Raw genomic sequence first — 18157 nt, 5'->3', positions numbered from 1 at the left:
CTGTGAAGATGCAGGTTACCCGCGACAAGACGGAAAGACCCCATGGAGCTTTACTGCAGCTTGATATTGGATTTGGGTACGATCTGTACAGGATAGGTGGGAGCCTAAGAAGCATGAGCGCCAGCTTGTGTGGAGGCGACGTTGGGATACCACCCTGATCGTATCTAGGTTCTAACCTGGTACCGTAATCCGGTACGGGGACAGTGTCAGGCGGGCAGTTTGACTGGGGCGGTCGCCTCCTAAAGAGTAACGGAGGCGCCCCAAGGTTCCCTCAGAATGGTTGGAAATCATTCGAAGAGTGCAAAGGCATAAGGGAGCTTGACTGCGAGACCTACAAGTCGAGCAGGGACGAAAGTCGGGCTTAGTGATCCGGTGGTACCGCATGGAAGGGCCATCGCTCAACGGATAAAAGCTACCCTGGGGATAACAGGCTTATCTCCCCCAAGAGTCCACATCGACGGGGAGGTTTGGCACCTCGATGTCGGCTCATCGCATCCTGGGGCTGAAGTAGGTCCCAAGGGTTGGGCTGTTCGCCCATTAAAGCGGTACGCGAGCTGGGTTCAGAACGTCGTGAGACAGTTCGGTCCCTATCTGTCGTGGGCGTAGGAAATTTGAGAGGAGCTGTCCTTAGTACGAGAGGACCGGGATGGACGTACCGCTGGTGCACCAGTTGTTCCGCCAGGAGCATGGCTGGGTAGCTACGTACGGACGGGATAAGCGCTGAAAGCATCTAAGCGTGAAGCCCCCCTCAAGATGAGATTTCCCAATTAGTAAGACCCCTTGAAGACGACGAGGTAGATAGGTTGGAGGTGGAAGTGCAGCAATGCATGGAGCTGACCAATACTAATCGGTCGAGGGCTTATCCAAAAAACACCCCAAAAAGTGAAGCAAAGCTTTGAAGCAGATGCCGAATACTTTTCGGGGACCCCGATACCACATCGGGTGAATGCTACGGAGTCTAATGTGCTGCAAATTCGTTTCGTATCTAGTTTTCAGGTGATCAATCACTTGAATTGAATATTGTTCCCTGATAGCTCAGTTGGTAGAGCACTCGACTGTTAATCGAGTTGTCACAGGTTCGAGTCCTGTTCGGGGAGCCATTTATGGAGAGGTGTCCGAGTTGGCCGAAGGAGCACGATTGGAAATCGTGTAGGCGCCAAAAGCGTCTCGAGGGTTCGAATCCCTCTCTCTCCGCCACTATTATTTTAAGCAAGGCCCGTTGGTCAAGGGGTTAAGACACCTCCCTTTCACGGAGGTAACAGGGGTTCGAATCCCCTACGGGTCACCACTTTCTTTAAAAAACACTTGCTTCTTATATCAGATTTTGGTATGATAAAAGTCGCTTTGTTACGGAGGCTTAGCTCAGCTGGGAGAGCATCTGCCTTACAAGCAGAGGGTCGGGGGTTCGATCCCCTCAGCCTCCACCATGATTTTTCACCATTGCAGCAACCCTTTTAATGACGCGGGGTGGAGCAGTTCGGTAGCTCGTCGGGCTCATAACCCGAAGGTCGTAGGTTCAAATCCTGCCCCCGCAACCAATTTATATCGCAATAGCGATAGTGCCTCGTGGAACTGTGGTGTAGAGGCCTAACATGCCTGCCTGTCACGCAGGAGATCGCGGGTTCGAATCCCGTCAGTTCCGCCATTTTTACAAGTTTCATAGATGACTTTGGGATGAGATGCGTATCCGATATGGGATTCGTCAAAGTCCGAAATGAGCTCTATGGCTCGGTAGCTCAGTCGGTAGAGCAGAGGACTGAAAATCCTCGTGTCGGCGGTTCGATTCCGTCCCGAGCCACCATGTACCTTTTATAATTTTATACGCCGGTGTAGCTCAATTGGTAGAGCAACTGACTTGTAATCAGTAGGTTGGGGGTTCAAGTCCTCTCGCCGGCACCATTCTGGAGGATTAGTGAAGTGGCTAAACACGGCAGACTGTAAATCTGCTCTCTTCGAGTTCGGTGGTTCGAATCCATCATCCTCCACCAGTTTTTAGGGGCATAGTTTAAAGGTAGAACAGCGGTCTCCAAAACCGTTAGTGTGGGTTCAATTCCTGCTGCCCCTGCCAATCGAATCAATTTATAGTACAATATGGCGGTCGTGGCGAAGTGGTTAACGCACCGGATTGTGGCTCCGGCACTCGGGGGTTCAATTCCCCTCGATCGCCCCATATTACAAAATCATATTGGGGATTAGCCAAGCGGTAAGGCAACGGACTTTGACTCCGTCATGCATAGGTTCGAATCCTATATCCCCAGCCATTGATTTTATGTTTGCGGACGTGGCTCAGCGGTAGAGCATCGCCTTGCCAAGGCGAGGGTCGCGGGTTCGATTCCCGTCGTCCGCTCCATTTTTATTTCTGGCGCCATAGCCAAGTGGTAAGGCACAGCTCTGCAAAAGCTTTATCCCCAGTTCGAATCTGGGTGGCGCCTCCATAACAAACATATGTGCCCTTAGCTCAGCTGGATAGAGCGTTTGACTACGAATCAAAAGGTCAGGAGTTCGAATCTCTTAGGGCACGCCATTGTGTAAGCCGGTGTGGCGGAATTGGCAGACGCGCGCGACTCAAAATCGTGAGGGAAACCGTGGGGGTTCGAGTCCCTTCACCGGCATCAATCAAAAGGAATGTAGACGATCAACGTCTGCATTCCTTTTTTTGTTGTCTCTCCATCGATGCATCCACACGACAAGTCCACTCCCAATCGCAGCTGCTGAAGTCGTTCTCCTGTAGATCGATGTTCCTTCAATAAGTGATACGGTAACAAGAGTGTGTTCGTTCACGGATGTAACGCAAAAACTGCAGACCAGTGCAGGGGTTGGACGTAGGTCTATAGGAAGCCCCGCCTTAGGTCTAGGTCCAAAAACCGTCCACAGGCCGTTTTAGTCAAACTCGAAATTACCTAGAATAGAGTCATAAGGTTGAACAAATGAAACAACGATCAAACAACAGAAAGGCGGTGTATAAATGAGGAATTCAAAAGGCAATGGAATGAGTATCCTGTTGATTGGTTTAGGGATCTTGGTTCTTCTGGGAGTATTCGGTCCTCTGCTTGGATGGTTGTTCAGTCTTCTAATTCCGATACTGATGGTTGCTTTGGGATATTACGGAATTCGAAGAGGCAATACCTTGATGGGATGGATCATTCTCGGTATCGGGATCATCTGGTTGATGGGTAAACTGTCTTGGCTGATCGGTCCGATCCTTGGTGTCATCTTAATCATCTACGGAGTGTCCCGATTGAAGAATGGAAGACCCCGTTATTGATAAGGAACCACTACATTATATAACCTGCATAAACAACAGATCAGATCATGATAGATGAGGAGGGCTAAGCCGATATGAGTGTTTTCCGGCGGATAAGAGACATAACCGTAGCAACATTGAATGAAAAGCTCGAGCAGAGCCAGGATCCGGTTCGATTGATTGACCAGTTCCTACATTCAACCAGACAGGACATTGCTGAGGCCGAGAAGCTGCAGCAGCAATGCCAAGTACATTCCAGACAGCTGAAACAGCAGGTGGATCAAGCGGAAACCATGCGATTTAAACGCGAAGAGCAGGCACTGCTTGCCTTGAAGGCCGGCGAAGAGCATCTTGCCAAGCTGGCATTGCAGGAGAAGCTGATTTATGAGGAAAAGATTGAACAGTATCAAGGCCTGTTATCCTCAAGCCTGGAGTCGTTGAAAGAAATCGAGGAGCAGCTCGGTGAGCTGCGGATGGAATATCAGACGGTCTACAGCAAACGCCAGTATTATGTTGCCCGAGTGGAAACCCTTCGTCTTCAGCAAAAAATGAATGAACGTACGGGGTCCTATGGCGGGGGGCATGATGTACCGAAGATGTTCAATCGCCTCGAGGACCGTATCAGCGACTGGGAACTGGAAGCCAGAAGCCTTCGCGATTTACGCCGCATGGGGCAGGAATACATGGATCAGGCTGGAGAATCCGTCTCCACGGTATTGGAAAAGGAACTTGCCCGCTTGAAGCAAAAGCTGAATAACAGCGGAAAGGAGTAACCATGACAAGATTGTACCGTTCCACCCGAGACAAGATGTTCACAGGGTTGATCGGCGGTATATCCGATCATTTCGGAGTCGAATCTACCCTACTTAGAATCATATTTGTAGTCAGTATCTTTTTCACAGGCGGTACAACGCTGTTGATCTATCTGATTGCAACCCTCGTCGTTCCTAAAGAGCCGTATTATCACGATCCGTACGGACCGCAAGGAAGACATGGCGGCGGATACCGTTACAACGACCATCCGGGCCCGGGGCCAGGCTACAACAGCTACAATGATGCTTATGGACGTCATCAAGGCTATCCTAACCCTAATGAGCATGGAAGCTTTGGTCCCAAATATGACCGTCCCAACGGCACAAGAACGAACGCGTCCACCGATTCCGATCTGGATGCGATGATGAAGGATATTGAAAGAAAAGCCATGCAAAAAGAAATCGAAGAATTGAAGAAAAAACTTTCGAACTATGAGAAGGGAGATAAATAACATGGGAGTATTTAAAAGAATTAAGGATATGACGAAAGCATCGGTGAACGAGCTGCTGGATAAAGTGGAGGATCCGATCGTAATGCTGAACCAGTACCTGCGCGACATGGAGGCAGAAATTCATGAAGCAGAGGTAACGGTCGCGAAGCAAATGGCAAATGAGCGTCGCATGAAGCAGCGCGTCGATGAGGCTGTGAAGATGGCGGCACAACGTGAAGCTCAGGCGGAATTGGCTCTGAAAAACGGTCAAGAAGAAGTGGCTCGCAAGCTGCTTGAAGAAAAGATCTATTTCGATCAAAAAGAAACCGAGTACGTGGAACTGCACCTGCAATCCGAGGCTCAAGCGAAAGAGCTTGTTGCTCAGCTGCATGAAATGAAAGACGAGTTCTACAAAATGCGCAACAAGCGCAATGAGCTTGTAGCTCGCGCTCAAATGGCGAAAGCGAAGAAGCAAATGTCTCAAGTGAGCAGCCTGCATACCATTGAAAGCGGCAGTGCTTCGATGGGCTTCCACCGCATGGAAGAAAAAATCATGCAAATGGAAGCTGAAGCTGATGTGCTTCGCGCACCATACCGCCCTAACAACGCAGCATACACAAGTCCAGTGGATGCTGAGAAGCAACTGAAGGTGGATGAGCAGCTGCAAGCGTTGAAAAACAAAATGGGGAAATCCTCGAAATCCGAGTAATTCCTCAGCAAGTCAGCAAAATAAGAACAAAGCGTATTCGAATACCGTGTTCATATGATATGCTATACGAATGAGATTGTCGTATAGTACAGGCAAAGCCATACAGTGGGGAACATCTCACTGATATGGCTTTTCCGAGCTTATATCTTGGTCATCAAGGAGGTGCGACATGGACAGAAACCGCTGGATAGCAGTAGGTTTAATCAGCTTGGGTTTTATTATGCTTTTCGGCCGATGGTTTGGTTTCTTCACCATTGTCGCCCTATTGCTCATCTTCGCGGGCGTCCTTCAGATCAGGCAAGGCCATGTGAAGAAGGGGTACATTCTGCTCGGCGTCGGAGCCGTGCTGCTGCTGCTCGAGCATCTTATGTTGATTATTGGCGTCAGTTTGATATCGCTGGGTATTTTCTACGGCAAGTCCAAACGGGCCCATACCACGACCAGATATATTCAGAAGCAGAACTTTATGTCCAACTTTGACTGGGACCGTGCACCCTGGGTGATGCGCAGCTTGAGCGTGTGGCATGTGCTCGGGGAAGCGGATGTGGATCTGTCCCTGGCGCTTCCCGAGGAACGCCAAACGGTGCTCATGTTCCACGGAATGCTCGGTGATATCGATCTGATGATCCCGGACTATTACGGGGTGGAGATCGAAGCATTCATCTTGTTCGGATCGATTCATATGGACGACCGGAAGGAAACCGGCATATTGAACCGAGTGAAATATCAATCGCCCAATTATGAGACCAGCGAATATAAAGTGAAATTTATCGTTTCTTATTTAGGCGGAGATTTGAATATAAGAATGACATAATAAACGTATTGTTTTGTGTAAACCATTCAGGAGGGTTGCCCCGTGGAAACGGAAAAGAAAGCAAATATCATTACCCGAAGTATGCGTGAGGGGACCCTTCTGGGATTGGTTGTCATGCTCGTTGTCCTTTATTTATTATATACATATGGTTATCTTCAACCGTTTGAGACGTGGAAGAACCGGATCGAGGCAGGCATAACCCTGGTATTGCTGCCGATCGGGCTGGGAGCGATTTATGGCTTCTTCCAGGGATACCGGGTAAAACGGCGGGTCGATCTCGTTAGGGAAACACTCGTGAACTGGGAAAAAGGGAGTCTGACGGACGTCATGCCGGACATCGGCGAAGACGAAGTGGGCCGGCTTGGAGAACAGCTGGTGAAGATCAGCAAGCGCTGGGAGGATCAGGTGTCTTCCCTGCAGCGGTTATCCACGAACAATGCCCAGCTAGCCGAGCAGGCCAGGGTTACGGCGATCGTGGAAGAGAGACAGCGTCTGGCGCGCGAGCTCCATGATGCGGTTTCTCAGCAGCTGTTTGCCATCTCGATGACGGCAACAGCTGTGGGCAGGACGCTGGATAAGGATTTTGACAAAGCGCAGCGCCAGGTGGCTCTGATTGAGGAAATGTCGGCTGTGGCACAGTCCGAGATGAGGGCGCTACTCCTTCATCTGCGGCCGGTATATCTCGAAGGAAAAGCACTGGAACAGGGGCTGCGGGATTTGATCACGGAATTGCGGATCAAAGTGCCTATGGAAATTACGTTTGAGATGGACGATGACATACATTTGCTTAAAGGGATTGAAAATCATCTGTTCCGCATTATTCAGGAGGCCATGTCGAATACGCTTCGGCACTCGAAGGCGGAAAAAATGGACATCCGGATTCATCGCAGGCAGAACACCGTTCGGGTAATGCTGCGAGATGACGGGGTCGGGTTCGAACTGGACGACAAGAAACAGACTTCCTACGGTCTTTCGACCATGCAGGAACGGGTGACGGAAATCGGCGGCTCGTTACAATTCATCACGGCCCCGGGTAAAGGGACGCGGATTGAGATTATCGTGCCGCTCATAAACGAAGAACGCAAACGGGGGGATGGAGATGGAAGCACCGATTAAGGTACTGCTGGTGGATGATCATGAGATGGTGCGGATCGGCTTGGCTGCCGTGCTTGGCACAGAAGACGGCATTGAGGTGGTAGGCGAAGCGGGCAGCGGCGAGGAAGGCATACGCCTGGCGCAGGAATATCATCCTGACGTGGTGCTGATGGATCTGGTCATGGATGGGATGGACGGCATTGAGACCACGCGGGAGCTGATGAAGCAATTTCCGAATCTTAAGGTGATCGTACTGACCAGCTATCTGGACGATGAGAAGATGTATCCGGTCATTGAAGCAGGCGCATTCAGTTATCTGCTGAAGACCTCCCGGGCTTCCGAGGTCGCCGATGCTATACGTGCCGCCGCACGGGGCCAGTCGGTTCTGGAGTCCCAGGTCGCTTCGAAGATGATGAATCGTTTCCGCCATCCGCAAAATGAAGCGCCCGCGCATAATGACCTGACGGACCGGGAGATGGAAGTGCTGCGATTGCTGGCACAGGGCAAATCCAATCAGGACATTGCCGATGATTTGATTATAGGCATCAAAACCGTGAAGTTTCACGTGACTAATATTTTGGGCAAGCTGGGGGTAGAGGATCGGACCCAAGCTGCCATCTACGCTTATAAAAATGGGCTGGCTGAGTAAGGAGTGCCGGCTCTTTTTTTATGCTTATGAACGTGAAATAAACAGTTTTGAGATGCTGAGCGCGGTTCTAAACAGATCCGTGATGCGACGCGTCGGGTATCAACATATCCATGTAAACAATGATAGGCAGGCTTAAAGACTCCCCAATCGGGAGGCTTTTTTTATTTATTTAAGGGGAAGAGAGATTTTTAAAACGGTAATAGCAGGATCATTTTATATGGCGATGTATAAATCTGCAGTGAGGCGGCCATCCTTTTACTAGATTGATAGATTCGTACGAGGAGGCGTGGCTGACGATGCGGAAGATACGTTTACAGCTGATTGTGATGATGTTGTTGCTGTGCGGGGCAGCAGGGATGATGGCGGGTTTTGCGGGAACAACGGAACGCAATGGGGAGGAATCGGTTCCGCAAACGGCAGAGGCGTCAGCTTGGAAGGGAACGGCGAATGGAGCATCAGAAGCAGGGACTACAGCCGAAAGCAATATGGAGCTTCTTACAGCCCTTGGACAGGAACATATGGATCCTTCCGCGCTCCTCACGGTAAAAATTCAAGGCGAAATGATAAATTCGATTTCTAAGGATCAAGCTAAGACAGCAGCCGAAGAATTGGCTCGCGCAATAGGGCTTTCCGGCATTACCTCAAACGAGCTTCAAGGAAATGACGTTTTCCAAGCGGAAGGCGATCGATCGGGCGTCTCCGTGAATTTGGATTGGGCCCTCACGAAGCAAGGCCATAGTTATGTCAGAGTCATGCTTGTCGGAGAGGCGGCAGCGCATGCCCGGGAAATGGTGAGCCTTCAGGAGCATGTTCAAGAACGGATGGAGCAAGCAGGCATACCGAATACGTGGAATGCGTCCATTCAAGGATATGCAACGAAGTCAGGCGGCGTGGATGGAACGATGGCCCAAGTAGAAAAGGCTATAGCCCGAAAGCTTCCGCTTCGTTCCGTTGAGGATTATGCGGATGTTACAACGATCAGCCGATCCTATGAGGCGCCTTCGCTGGGGACTTTTGTGAAGAGCGGCGACACGCCGATTCATATGCAGATCGCGGTGCATGAAGATTCGGTGAAGAAAAGAAGTAGAATAACGATCGGATTTCCCGTCATTACAATAGAATATTGAAAATAATATCTGAAACTCCGATGAAAAAATACGGAATGAGATAGCATACTTGAAATGAATATGCTAAAATGTCATCACATCGAGTTAAGTGCCGATGCATAAAAATACACTATAATTCATAGAAAGAATGAGGAGCCATGGCTGAAAATCAAAATCTAGATACAATGAAGACACCGGGAGCTGTATTTTTCATCTTTGGAGCGACTGGTGATTTGGCAAGACGTAAGTTGTTTCCGGCGATCTACAGTCTTTATCGTGAAGGAAAACTGGATGAGGATTTTGCTGTAATCGGCGTGGCGCGGCGTCCGCGCACCCAAGAGGAGTTTCGGGAGGACGTGTATCGTTCGATTCAGGAATTCTGCCGATATAGTTCGGAACAGGATAGTGAATGGAATGCATTTGCACAGCATTTTGAATATAAATCTTTAGATATCAACAATATTGACGGTTTCCGTGAGCTCCGCGAACAAACGGAGCAATTGGAAACGAAATTTAATATACCGGGCAACCGCTTGTTCTATCTCGCGCTTGCACCGGAATTGTTCGGCAGCGTATCGTTCAACCTGATGAAGGGCGGCATGCTTGACGGAGAGGGCTGGAACCGTCTTGTGATCGAGAAGCCGTTCGGCTACGATCTGGAGTCCGCTGCCAAGCTGAACGAAGAGATCCGTAAAGTGTTCAAGGAAGAGGAGATCTATCGGATCGACCATTACCTCGGGAAGGAAATGGTGCAGAACATCGAGGTTATCCGTTTTGCGAATGCTTTCTTCGAGCCTCTGTGGAACAATAAGCATATTGCCAACATCCAAATTACGCTTGGTGAAACGGTTGGCGTCGAGGAGCGCGGGGGTTATTACGACCATGCGGGGGCACTCAGGGATATGGGCCAAAACCATATGCTGCAGCTGCTGACCATGATTGCCATGGAGCCGCCTAGCCGTCTGCTCGCAGAAGATATTCGCGATGAGAAGGTGAAGGTGCTTCGCTCCCTGCGTCCATATGCCTCAAACGAAGAAGTCAAGAACAACGTGGTTCGCGGTCAGTATACGAGCGGTTCCGCAGGCGGCAAAGATCTGCCGGCTTACCGTGAAGAGGATAAGGTGAATCCGGAATCCAATACGGAAACCTATTTTGCGGCCAGAGTCTTCGTGGATAATTTCCGCTGGGCGGGCGTACCGTTCTATATCCGCACGGGCAAGCGCCTTCCGGTTAAGACGACCGAGGTGGTCGTAGAGTTCAAACGGATGCCAACCAACGTATACTTGGGCCAAAAGCATTCCCTGGAGCCTAACCTGCTCGTTATCCGGGTTAACCCGATGGAAGGCATCTACGTAAAGATCAACGCGAAGAAGCCGGGCTCCGAGTCCGAGATCGCTCCGGTTGCGATGGACTTCTGCCAAAGCTGCATCGTGGGCATCAACTCTCCTGAAGCGTATGAGCGTCTGCTGCATGATGCTGCCCGCGGGGATTCCACCTACTTTACGCGTTGGGACGAAGTGGCTTCCGCTTGGTCCTTCGTGGATCGCATCGCTAGCGCTTGGAGAGAGAACCAGGGCGAGCTGGAATCGTATCCTGCCGGATCCTGGGGACCTGACAAAGCGGATGAGCTGCTGAAGGAAGACGGCTTCCACTGGTGGCCGGTTAACGGTCAGCTTGAGGATAACGTAGTGTGGTTGAAAAAATAGAAGATTAGCTAAAATTTATGCGATAAAAATCATCCTCATGCGCACGGCGCATGGGGATGATTTGCGTATGAATTGTGGTACAATGATATACATGACTTTAGTTACGAAGGGATAAGTGAAATGGCAAAGCTAATAGATGAACTGCAGCAGGAAGTGGATAAGCGTCGCACGTTCGCGATTATTTCCCACCCTGACGCCGGTAAGACGACGCTGACCGAGAAGCTCCTATTGTTCGGGGGCGCCATTCGTCTGGCCGGATCGGTAAAAGCTCGTAAAGCGAGCAAGCATGCAACGAGTGACTGGATGGAGATCGAGAAGCAGCGGGGAATCTCCGTCACGTCGTCCGTGATGCAATTTGATTATTTAGGGCATCGGATTAATATATTGGATACGCCGGGTCACCAAGACTTCAGTGAGGATACCTATCGTACGTTGACGGCTGCCGACAGCGCCGTCATGTTGATTGACGTAGCCAAAGGGGTCGAGGCCCAGACCATCAAGCTGTTTCAGGTCTGCGCGAAGCGGGGTATTCCGATTTTCACCTTCATCAACAAACTCGACCGCGAAGGACGCAGTCCGTTTGACCTGATGGAGGAACTTGAGCAGGTGCTGGGCATCCGCTCCGTACCGATGAATTGGCCGATCGGTTCCGGCCGCGACCTGTGCGGCGTGTACGACCGGGTGAAGAATCAGGTGGAATTGTTCCAAGGGGACGACCATTCCACGATTAAAGTGCAGAAGGTCGAAGGGTATGAAGATTCGCTCATCCGCGAGATGGCTGGCGACTATCTGCATGACCAGTTATGTCAAGATCTGGAGCTGCTGGATGTTGCCGGCGACCCGTTTGATCTGGAGAAAGTGATGCAGGGTCAGTTAACGCCTGTATTTTTCGGCAGTGCGATCAACAATTTCGGCGTCCAGACCTTTCTTGAAAACTTCCTCCAGCTTGCGCCGAAGCCCGAGCCGCGCCGCAGCACGGAAGGCGTAGTGGAACCGACCGATGAGAAATTCTCCGGTTACGTATTTAAGATCCAAGCCAACATGAATCCGGCTCACCGGGACCGCATCGCTTTCCTTCGAATCGTATCGGGCAAGTTCGAACGCGGTATGAGCGTGAAGCATGTGCGGGTAGGCAAGGAAATCAAGCTGGCGCAGCCGCAGCAATTTTTGGCGCAGGATCGAGATATTGTGCAGGAGGCATACCCTGGCGATATTATCGGTCTGTTTGACCCGGGGATTTTCCGGATCGGGGATTCCCTCAGCCAAGGACGCGAGGTTGTATTCGACGAGCTTCCGACGTTTTCCCCGGAGATCTTTGCCAAAGTAACCGTGAAGAATGCGCTGAAGCATAAGCAATATCAGAAGGGGATTGACCAATTGACGGAAGAAGGGACCATCCAGGTATTCCGAACCGTTAGCTTCGACGAGACCATTCTCGGGGTGGTCGGCCAGCTCCAGTTCGAAGTCTTCGAGTATCGGATGAAAGGGGAGTACGGCGTCGATGTCCAGCTGCAACGAATGCCGTATCAGTTCGCCCGCTGGCTCGTGGACGACAACATTGATCCGTCCAAGTTCCGGATTAACTCGACCCTGGTGAAAGACAAGAAGGATAATTATGTCGTTCTCTTCGAAAATGAGTATGCGATGAGAACCGCCATAGACAAGAACCCAACCGCCAAGTTTCTTGAGACCGCTCCGTAAGCGATGGCATAAATATGCAATATAAAGAACAATCCCCTCAGCTTTAAGGGCTAAGGGGATTGTTCTTTTTTGTTGAGCGCGGGATTATCCCTGAAGATTGCCAGGCGTAACGGTTTTCAAATGGTCGTGAAGGGAAGAGACGAGGGTGTTCTGCTGGGCAGCATCCATGTCTTTCCACATCATTTCAAACATCACGCCGAGTCCCGGCAGGGCGGCTTCAGGCCCGTCAACGGAACCCTCGATCATGGAGCGCAGCTCTTCTTCGTCCTGATTGTGGACTTTATGAATGACGGCTTGCCTTAGATCTAACAATATGGACATCGAAATGTTCCTCCTTGTTATATAAGGGTCATTGTGTAATGTGCCCGTTCCAGGGGAGTTACATTCAAGTATTCTGGACAGTATGATATACTGTTATCATTGATGATTAAGGATCGACCTAGGCTCGTGGGGGGACATATAAATGGCTAAGAAGCAGTACGCAGTAATCGGTATGGGGCGTTTTGGCACAAGCGTTGCCAAGGAATTGAGCAGCATGGGATTTGACGTATTAGCCGTTGATGCGAGCGAACAGCGTATTCAGGAAACTGCCAGCATGGTCACGCATGCCGTTTCGGCGGATTCGACCGATGAAGAGGCGCTCCGGGCGCTCGGCATTCGGAATTTTGATGTGGTTGTCGTGGCTATCGGGGAGGATATTCAATCCAGCATTTTGACAACGCTGATTCTGAAGGATCTTGGCGTACCGGCTATTATCGTTAAAGCGAAGAATGAGCTGCACGGAAAAGTGCTTAACAAAATCGGGGCGGACAAGGTGATTTTCCCAGAGCGGGACATGGGGCTTCGGGTTGCCCACCATCTGGTCTCGCCGAATATTCTGGACTATATCGATTTGTCGGACGATTACAGCATTATGGAGATGCTGGCTACAGGCGAGCTGATTGGCCACAATTTGAGAGAGCTGGATATTCGCGCACGATTCGGGTGCAATGTCATGGCGATTCGAAGCGATGCGGACATGAACATTTCGCCGAGTCCGGATGACCGGATCGAGGAAGGCGATGTGCTTGTCATCGTGGGACATAAGAATGACTTAACGAAGCTGGAGCTTGCTTATCCCAAATAAAGCCGTCAGCTTCGGATACCGGGCCGAACCCGGGCTCTGATGAGTATATATGTAAAAGAACGGATGGATTAACAATGGAGATATTATCGCCGCAGAATGCCAGAGTGAAGGGCTGGGCACAGCTGCAGGAGAAAAAACACCGGGACAAGCAGAACAAGTATGTGGTGGAAGGCATCCATCTCGTACAGGAAGCCCTGTCATCCGGCGCGGACATCGAGTGCGTGGCTTATGACGTGGACAAGGGCATCCCCCAAGAGCTTCGTCATATTACGGATACAGGACAAGGTGCCGAATGGATCGGCGTATCCCATGCCGTTATATCGAAGGTCAGCGATACGCCGTCGCCGCAGCAGGTGTTTGCCGTCATTCGCAAGGAAGCGCGGCAATGGCAGGACCTGATCCTGCGCGAGAACGGTTTGGTCGTTGTTCTCGACGGTCTCCAGGATCCGGGCAATGTGGGAACCATCATAAGAAGCGCCGATGCCGTAGGGGCTGCCGGCGTGGTCCTGGGGCGAGGCTGTGCGGATTTGTACAATCCTAAGACACTTCGCTCCACCATGGGATCCCTGTTTCATCTGCCGGTGCTGGAGGGTGATCTGCCGAGCATCCTGCCGGAAGCCAGGGAACGGGGAGCCAGATTAGTGACCACTATGCTGGAAGGACAGCGCTCATGCTTCGAGTACGACTTCAAAGGGACAAGCTGGATCGTCATCGGCAGCGAAGGACGCGGCGTCTCGCCTGAGGTCGCGGCACTCGTGGACGATGCCATCCGTATCCCCATGCCGGGGCGTGCCGAATCGCTGAATGCGGCAATGGCCGCTTCCGTATTGATGTACGAGGCTTTAAGGCAGAGGGAGTACGCTGCTGAACTATAAAGACAGAAATGGCAAGATTAGGCGGGGAATGATTAGATAACGTTGCTGATCATAACCGGCCTTTTTTTTTATTTTTGACAGGGATGGTCATAATAACAAGCGTGTTCGAAAGGAGTTAAACCCGTGTACAAGCAAAAAACCAAAGAAACGGATCACAGCGTGGTGGAGTTTATCGAGCAAGTGGATTCGCCCAAAAAACGGGAGGATGCCTATCGTTTGCTGGAGATTTTTGAAGAAACGAGCGGTTTTGCGGCCAAAATGTGGGGACCCAGCATCATTGGTTTCGGCTCCTACCATTACCGTTACGCTTCCGGCCATGAGGGAGATGCGCCGTTTGTAGGATTCTCGCCGCGAAAAGCGAAGATCAGCCTGTATTTTGCGCCAGGCGATGATCAGCGGGAGGAGCTGCTGACGAGTTTCGGCAAGCATACGGCAGGGAAAGGCTGCGTGTACATTAATAAAGTGGCGGACATTGAAGTTGAGGTGCTGAAGCAGCTGATTCGAGAATCGATCGCGTTCCTGAAAAAGACTTACCCGGATCAACCCTAACGTGAGGTTGAGTTAAGTGCGGTGTGCCGGCAAGGTCTCTGTTTTGAGCCGATTAGTCGGCTGATTGACCTAAGGGTGATGACGAACAGGTGAATATTAGGGTTTGACGTAAAACCATTTGGTGTCCTATAATGCATGAAGGGAAACCAAATGGTTTCATAATTTAAGTTTAAGCGAGGGATCAATCTGATATGGACAACGCAACAAACGGCAAGCTGCCGGATATTCGTCATACTCTTGTGCTGAAAGCGCCCATCGAGAAGGTGTGGAAAGCCGTAGCCACGGCTGAAGGGATTTCAGCCTGGTTCATGCCCAACAATTTTGAGCCGGTGGAAGGCTTTGAGTTTCAATTGAATGCAGGCCCATGGGGGAATTCTCCATGCAAGGTCACGCTCATTGACGAGCCTAACCGTCTGTCTTTTAACTGGGGCAAGGATTGGAGCGTTACGTTCGAACTGGTGGAGCAGGGAGACCATACGGAATTCACGCTCATCCACGGCGGATGGACAGCGGATCAAGTAACCGAGTTCGGGGAAGCGCATGACATCGTTCGAGGCCGCATGAACAACGGCTGGGCTGGCATTGTCCAGAAGCTTGCAGGATACGTCGAGGCGTAACCGATGTCGCAGGCCGCTCCGAAGCATGATGTCTACCAAGCCATCGCAGATCCGACTCGCCGTAAGCTGCTCGGCTTGTTAAGCGATAAGGAAATGCCGGTTAAGGAAATTACGGGACATTTCTCCATGACGCGAACCGCCGTGTCCAAGCATCTCCGAATTTTGGAGGAAGCGGGTCTGGTGCAGGACCGCAAGGTTGGACGCGAGACCCGCTATCGCCTGCAAGCAGAGCCGCTTAAGGAATTGAAGGATTGGCTGTCTTATTTCGACCGCTTCTGGGAGAACAAACTGTCGATGCTGAAATACTACGTGGAAGATCAAGAGGACGATCCAAAGAACGCAAAGGAAGAAGAGCGAGGATAAGCCATCCTTGCTCTTCTTTTTTGCCGTTTGTCCGCATACCTTCTATACAGGAGAGCTTGCCATGGTAAACATGCTCCTCGGGGCGCAAATAGGGGGGACCAAGCATGAGACGAAAGAGATGGGGAAGCAGGCGTTTGGCCTTTCCGTCGCTGTCGTGGCCTAAACCAAGGAGAGCTTACAAACCACCGCGCAGAGGCTTTCGGCCCGTACCGCAGAGCCGGGGGCGTCCTCAGACTGCCAAACGGCGAAGCACAAAAAAATGGTGGCTGATCGGCGCTCTGCTCCTTGTGTTTGGGATCGTTGAGTTTTTTATGTATATCGAGCAGAATCTGCGGCCGCCGATCATGCATTTAGCCCAAATCCGGGTTAAGCAGATCGCTACCGAAGCCATCAATAAAGCGATCACCTCCCAGGTGACGCAGGGCAAGGATTTTGATAATCTGGTCAACTGGAAAACGGACAGCTCGGGCAAAGTGACCGGATTCATGCTGAATTATGCCGAGCATTTAAAAATCACGTCCCATACGACGCAGGTCGTGCAGAGCACGCTGGACGAAATCCATAAGCACAAAGAGCAAATTCCGCTGGGACAGGTGTTAAAAAGCCCGATCATCGCTTCATTCGGTCCGCAAATCCCTTTAAAGATCGAACCCCAGGGAGCTGTAAAGGTTCAGCTGGATACGAGGCAGCAGGGGGCCGGCATCAATATGATCCTGGTGGAGGTGTTCGTCCACATCGTGACGGAGGTAGCGGTTGTCGTTCCTTTTGACATGGAGCCGCAAATCGTGGAAACCGATATTCCGATCTCGTATCTGCTCGTGGTAGGCGATGTGCCGATGTATTATTACGACGGCCAAGGAAAGGCGGTCGGCGAGAATAAGGCAAGCGCACCGAGCATCGCGATACCGCCACCGGTAACGGATGAGAACACCCATGACGCGCACCAGGAGATTCCGCCCGCAACGACACCAGACCCTCCTGCTCAGGGAACGACGACGCCTCTTGTGCCTACGCCGGGCGGTGCCGACATGTCAGGGCATACGGAGGGAAGCGGAACAGGCGAGTAGGACGCTCATTTTCGCCCATTCTGAAACCGTATCGTGTACTGCAGCATGGATTGGCCGTTATGTGTCATGAGGGTATGTCCTTAAAGGAAAAACGCGCCCCTGATTTGAATTCAGGAGCGCGTTTTTTTCTTCGAGCGTTTTTCTTCCAGTTCCCAGTGCTTTAGCAGCGGGTAAGGATCGAAAGCCCATTCGGTCAACCCGGTGTCCCGGTAGATGCCGTAATGGAGGTGCGGAGGGAATTTGCCCTGGGTTCCGGGCTTGCCGTAGCCCGAACTGCCGACCCAGCCGAGAGTTTGACCCGGCGTAACGACATCCCCGAGCGAAATCCCTTTATCAAAGCCCTGCAGATGGGCGTAATAATGGTAATGATTGTTTAAATCCCGGATGCCGATGCGCCAGCCGCCGTATTTATTCCAGCCTTTAATTTCGACGACGCCGTAACAGGTGCTTCGAACGGGGACTCCGTATGAAGCAAACAAATCCGTTCCTTCGTGAACCCTTTTGCCTCCCCAGTTGCGTCCCATGCCAAAGGTGCTTCGGTAGGAATAGTTGCTCTTGACGGGAAGGGGAAACGCATGGTCGAACAGGTCCAGCTTCCCGAAGGTCTCGTACAGTTTGGCATACTGCATGATGCGCTGTACGGCCCGCGTGTTCTGGTAGTATGACCATAGGCCGATGCTGAAATCATCAGCGGCATGCCCATAAGGGGAAAGTCTTGTCGCAATGGTGTAGAGCAGGTCGATATCATTATTAGGGTCTGCCTTGCCATCCCCGTCCCCATCGAGCCCGATCCCGGAGAACACGCTGATCGACGTGGGATTCACGTCTTCCTGATTGGGATTCAACGGGCCAGCCCATCGGGTGGAAGGGATAAAGATACCGAGGGTGCGGTCCGGATGCATTCGATCCTTGGGATGAACCCGGGTCAGCGTTCGTTCATACTGGTCAATGGCCGCTAGGCGGTGCCAAGGAATTTGGGTAACGGTGGAAACCTGATCGTATAAAGATTTCCGGTCCGCAAAATTCGCTGCAGCATCCGTTGCTTTAGCCGCATCGTCAGCCGCGCTGACTGCCATGGAGGCGGATGCGGACGCAGGCCCGCATATGCAGCAGGCAGCCATCAAGGCCGCCATGACTGCAGCCGTGGACCGATACATGATGCCCCTTGCGCGCAATGGTTGTAAAATCCTCATATTGTCCTTCTCCTCCCTTTTTCGATAGTCGTAATTAAGGACGGACAGTCATGCCTACCTGTAGGGTGAATCGAAACAAGGATTTTTATCCATGCCGCAA

18 protein-coding genes, 16 tRNA genes and 1 rRNA gene (1 of these 35 only partly in view) are annotated in these 18157 nt (G+C 51.3%); 33 read left to right on the top strand and 2 right to left on the bottom strand.

Annotation, left to right across the window (positions count from 1 at the left end; translation table 11 throughout):
* The 27 genes from MHH82_RS28185 to MHH82_RS28055 all read left to right on the top strand — a co-directional run.
* Positions 1-867 (top strand): 23S ribosomal RNA (locus MHH82_RS28185) (it extends 2062 nt beyond the left edge of the window).
* A gap of 157 nt (positions 868-1024) precedes the next feature.
* A tRNA-Asn gene (locus MHH82_RS28180) sits at positions 1025-1100 on the top strand.
* 5 nt (positions 1101-1105) lie between these two features.
* Positions 1106-1197: transfer RNA gene (locus MHH82_RS28175), tRNA-Ser, on the top strand.
* A 16-nt stretch (positions 1198-1213) separates the two neighbouring features.
* Positions 1214-1288, top strand: a tRNA-Glu gene (locus tag MHH82_RS28170).
* Between the two features lie 63 nt (positions 1289-1351).
* Positions 1352-1427 (top strand) — tRNA-Val (locus MHH82_RS28165).
* Between the two features lie 34 nt (positions 1428-1461).
* Positions 1462-1538 (top strand) — tRNA-Met (locus MHH82_RS28160).
* A 30-nt stretch (positions 1539-1568) separates the two neighbouring features.
* Positions 1569-1645 (top strand) — tRNA-Asp (locus tag MHH82_RS28155).
* 80 nt (positions 1646-1725) lie between these two features.
* Positions 1726-1801, top strand: a tRNA-Phe gene (locus tag MHH82_RS28150).
* A gap of 22 nt (positions 1802-1823) precedes the next feature.
* A tRNA-Thr gene (locus tag MHH82_RS28145) sits at positions 1824-1899 on the top strand.
* Between the two features lie 4 nt (positions 1900-1903).
* A tRNA-Tyr gene (locus tag MHH82_RS28140) sits at positions 1904-1988 on the top strand.
* A gap of 6 nt (positions 1989-1994) precedes the next feature.
* Positions 1995-2068, top strand: a tRNA-Trp gene (locus tag MHH82_RS28135).
* Positions 2069-2094: 26 nt separating this feature from the next.
* Positions 2095-2170: transfer RNA gene (locus tag MHH82_RS28130), tRNA-His, on the top strand.
* Positions 2171-2186: 16 nt separating this feature from the next.
* Positions 2187-2261, top strand: a tRNA-Gln gene (locus tag MHH82_RS28125).
* Positions 2262-2275: 14 nt separating this feature from the next.
* A tRNA-Gly gene (locus MHH82_RS28120) sits at positions 2276-2350 on the top strand.
* Positions 2351-2361: 11 nt separating this feature from the next.
* Positions 2362-2435: transfer RNA gene (locus MHH82_RS28115), tRNA-Cys, on the top strand.
* A gap of 12 nt (positions 2436-2447) precedes the next feature.
* Positions 2448-2524: transfer RNA gene (locus MHH82_RS28110), tRNA-Arg, on the top strand.
* 8 nt (positions 2525-2532) lie between these two features.
* A tRNA-Leu gene (locus MHH82_RS28105) sits at positions 2533-2612 on the top strand.
* A gap of 353 nt (positions 2613-2965) precedes the next feature.
* Positions 2966-3265, top strand: a complete 300-nt coding sequence (locus tag MHH82_RS28100; RefSeq protein ID WP_009591410.1) for a hypothetical protein — start codon at positions 2966-2968, stop codon at positions 3263-3265.
* Between the two features lie 74 nt (positions 3266-3339).
* The gene (locus MHH82_RS28095) at positions 3340-4017 is read left to right on the top strand and encodes a PspA/IM30 family protein (RefSeq protein ID WP_009591432.1); all 678 of its coding nucleotides are present in this window, start codon (positions 3340-3342) and stop codon (positions 4015-4017) included.
* A 2-nt stretch (positions 4018-4019) separates the two neighbouring features.
* Positions 4020-4508, top strand: coding sequence for a PspC domain-containing protein (locus tag MHH82_RS28090; protein ID WP_036665039.1), 489 nt, complete (start codon positions 4020-4022; stop codon positions 4506-4508).
* Position 4509: 1 nt separating this feature from the next.
* Entirely contained in the window at positions 4510-5196 is a 687-nt protein-coding gene (locus tag MHH82_RS28085) for a PspA/IM30 family protein (RefSeq protein WP_015737448.1), read from the top strand.
* A 169-nt stretch (positions 5197-5365) separates the two neighbouring features.
* Positions 5366-6010 (top strand): cell wall-active antibiotics response protein LiaF, encoded by a 645-nt coding sequence (gene liaF / locus MHH82_RS28080; protein ID WP_009591411.1) that lies wholly within the window; start codon positions 5366-5368, stop codon positions 6008-6010.
* Positions 6011-6052: 42 nt separating this feature from the next.
* Positions 6053-7126 carry a sensor histidine kinase gene (locus MHH82_RS28075; RefSeq protein WP_015737447.1) on the top strand — a complete coding sequence of 358 codons (1074 nt, stop codon included), beginning with the start codon at positions 6053-6055 and terminating at the stop codon, positions 7124-7126.
* On the top strand, positions 7104-7754 hold the full coding sequence (locus MHH82_RS28070; protein ID WP_036665042.1) for a response regulator: 651 nt from the start codon (positions 7104-7106) through the stop codon (positions 7752-7754). Before MHH82_RS28075 ends, MHH82_RS28070 begins: the two co-directional genes overlap by 23 nt.
* Before the next feature lie 296 nt (positions 7755-8050).
* Positions 8051-8881 carry a YwmB family TATA-box binding protein gene (locus MHH82_RS28065; protein ID WP_340968897.1) on the top strand — a complete coding sequence of 277 codons (831 nt, stop codon included), beginning with the start codon at positions 8051-8053 and terminating at the stop codon, positions 8879-8881.
* Between the two features lie 137 nt (positions 8882-9018).
* Positions 9019-10566, top strand: a complete 1548-nt coding sequence (gene zwf, locus MHH82_RS28060) for a glucose-6-phosphate dehydrogenase (protein ID WP_009591421.1) — start codon at positions 9019-9021, stop codon at positions 10564-10566.
* A gap of 120 nt (positions 10567-10686) precedes the next feature.
* Positions 10687-12267: a peptide chain release factor 3 gene (locus tag MHH82_RS28055; protein WP_015737445.1), complete on the top strand. Its 1581-nt coding sequence runs from the start codon at positions 10687-10689 to the stop codon at positions 12265-12267.
* A gap of 84 nt (positions 12268-12351) precedes the next feature.
* Here the strand turns inward: MHH82_RS28055 and sspI are convergent, their stop codons facing one another.
* Positions 12352-12588, bottom strand: coding sequence for a small acid-soluble spore protein SspI (gene sspI / locus MHH82_RS28050; RefSeq protein WP_009591415.1), 237 nt, complete (start codon positions 12586-12588; stop codon positions 12352-12354).
* 142 nt (positions 12589-12730) lie between these two features.
* On the opposite strand from sspI, the gene MHH82_RS28045 reads away from it, so the two are divergent.
* The 6 genes from MHH82_RS28045 to yunB all read left to right on the top strand — a co-directional run bounded on the left by MHH82_RS28045 (position 12731) and on the right by yunB (position 16864).
* Positions 12731-13393 (top strand): potassium channel family protein, encoded by a 663-nt coding sequence (locus tag MHH82_RS28045; RefSeq protein WP_009591426.1) that lies wholly within the window; start codon positions 12731-12733, stop codon positions 13391-13393.
* Between the two features lie 74 nt (positions 13394-13467).
* Positions 13468-14268: a TrmH family RNA methyltransferase gene (locus MHH82_RS28040; RefSeq protein WP_340968895.1), complete on the top strand. Its 801-nt coding sequence runs from the start codon at positions 13468-13470 to the stop codon at positions 14266-14268.
* A 123-nt stretch (positions 14269-14391) separates the two neighbouring features.
* On the top strand, positions 14392-14817 hold the full coding sequence (locus MHH82_RS28035) for a DUF1801 domain-containing protein (RefSeq protein WP_340968894.1): 426 nt from the start codon (positions 14392-14394) through the stop codon (positions 14815-14817).
* A 191-nt stretch (positions 14818-15008) separates the two neighbouring features.
* Positions 15009-15434, top strand: a complete 426-nt coding sequence (locus MHH82_RS28030; RefSeq protein WP_340968892.1) for an SRPBCC family protein — start codon at positions 15009-15011, stop codon at positions 15432-15434.
* A gap of 3 nt (positions 15435-15437) precedes the next feature.
* A complete protein-coding gene (locus MHH82_RS28025; protein ID WP_340968890.1) occupies positions 15438-15797 on the top strand; it encodes an ArsR/SmtB family transcription factor in 360 nt (119 codons plus the stop codon).
* A gap of 104 nt (positions 15798-15901) precedes the next feature.
* Positions 15902-16864 (top strand): sporulation protein YunB, encoded by a 963-nt coding sequence (gene yunB / locus MHH82_RS28020; RefSeq protein ID WP_340968888.1) that lies wholly within the window; start codon positions 15902-15904, stop codon positions 16862-16864.
* A gap of 110 nt (positions 16865-16974) precedes the next feature.
* On the opposite strand, the gene MHH82_RS28015 is transcribed toward yunB, so the two are convergent.
* Positions 16975-18057 (bottom strand): M23 family metallopeptidase, encoded by a 1083-nt coding sequence (locus tag MHH82_RS28015; protein WP_251498636.1) that lies wholly within the window; start codon positions 18055-18057, stop codon positions 16975-16977.
* Positions 18058-18157: the final 100 nt, after the last annotated feature.

Source organism: Bacillus sp. FSL K6-6540 (assembly GCF_038007545.1).
Note: the sequence above shows the minus strand (reverse complement) of the source record. Positions and strands in the feature narration are given on the sequence as shown.

What these genes read in the sequence shown, in the direction of transcription:
- MHH82_RS28100 (WP_009591410.1), top strand. Translation starts at nt 2,966, where the DNA reads ATGAGGAATTCAAAAGGCAATGGAATGAGTATCCTGTTGATTGGTTTA.
- MHH82_RS28070 (WP_036665042.1), top strand. Translation starts at nt 7,104, where the DNA reads ATGGAGATGGAAGCACCGATTAAGGTACTGCTGGTGGATGATCATGAG.
- MHH82_RS28045 (WP_009591426.1), top strand. Translation starts at nt 12,731, where the DNA reads ATGGCTAAGAAGCAGTACGCAGTAATCGGTATGGGGCGTTTTGGCACA.
- yunB (WP_340968888.1), top strand. Translation starts at nt 15,902, where the DNA reads ATGAGACGAAAGAGATGGGGAAGCAGGCGTTTGGCCTTTCCGTCGCTG.
- liaF (WP_009591411.1), top strand. Translation starts at nt 5,366, where the DNA reads ATGGACAGAAACCGCTGGATAGCAGTAGGTTTAATCAGCTTGGGTTTT.
- MHH82_RS28040 (WP_340968895.1), top strand. Translation starts at nt 13,468, where the DNA reads ATGGAGATATTATCGCCGCAGAATGCCAGAGTGAAGGGCTGGGCACAG.
- MHH82_RS28095 (WP_009591432.1), top strand. Translation starts at nt 3,340, where the DNA reads ATGAGTGTTTTCCGGCGGATAAGAGACATAACCGTAGCAACATTGAAT.
- zwf (WP_009591421.1), top strand. Translation starts at nt 9,019, where the DNA reads ATGGCTGAAAATCAAAATCTAGATACAATGAAGACACCGGGAGCTGTA.
- MHH82_RS28090 (WP_036665039.1), top strand. Translation starts at nt 4,020, where the DNA reads ATGACAAGATTGTACCGTTCCACCCGAGACAAGATGTTCACAGGGTTG.
- sspI (WP_009591415.1), bottom strand. Translation starts at nt 12,588, where the DNA reads ATGTCCATATTGTTAGATCTAAGGCAAGCCGTCATTCATAAAGTCCAC.
- MHH82_RS28015 (WP_251498636.1), bottom strand. Translation starts at nt 18,057, where the DNA reads ATGAGGATTTTACAACCATTGCGCGCAAGGGGCATCATGTATCGGTCC.
- MHH82_RS28030 (WP_340968892.1), top strand. Translation starts at nt 15,009, where the DNA reads ATGGACAACGCAACAAACGGCAAGCTGCCGGATATTCGTCATACTCTT.
- MHH82_RS28085 (WP_015737448.1), top strand. Translation starts at nt 4,510, where the DNA reads ATGGGAGTATTTAAAAGAATTAAGGATATGACGAAAGCATCGGTGAAC.
- MHH82_RS28055 (WP_015737445.1), top strand. Translation starts at nt 10,687, where the DNA reads ATGGCAAAGCTAATAGATGAACTGCAGCAGGAAGTGGATAAGCGTCGC.
- MHH82_RS28025 (WP_340968890.1), top strand. Translation starts at nt 15,438, where the DNA reads ATGTCGCAGGCCGCTCCGAAGCATGATGTCTACCAAGCCATCGCAGAT.
- MHH82_RS28065 (WP_340968897.1), top strand. Translation starts at nt 8,051, where the DNA reads ATGCGGAAGATACGTTTACAGCTGATTGTGATGATGTTGTTGCTGTGC.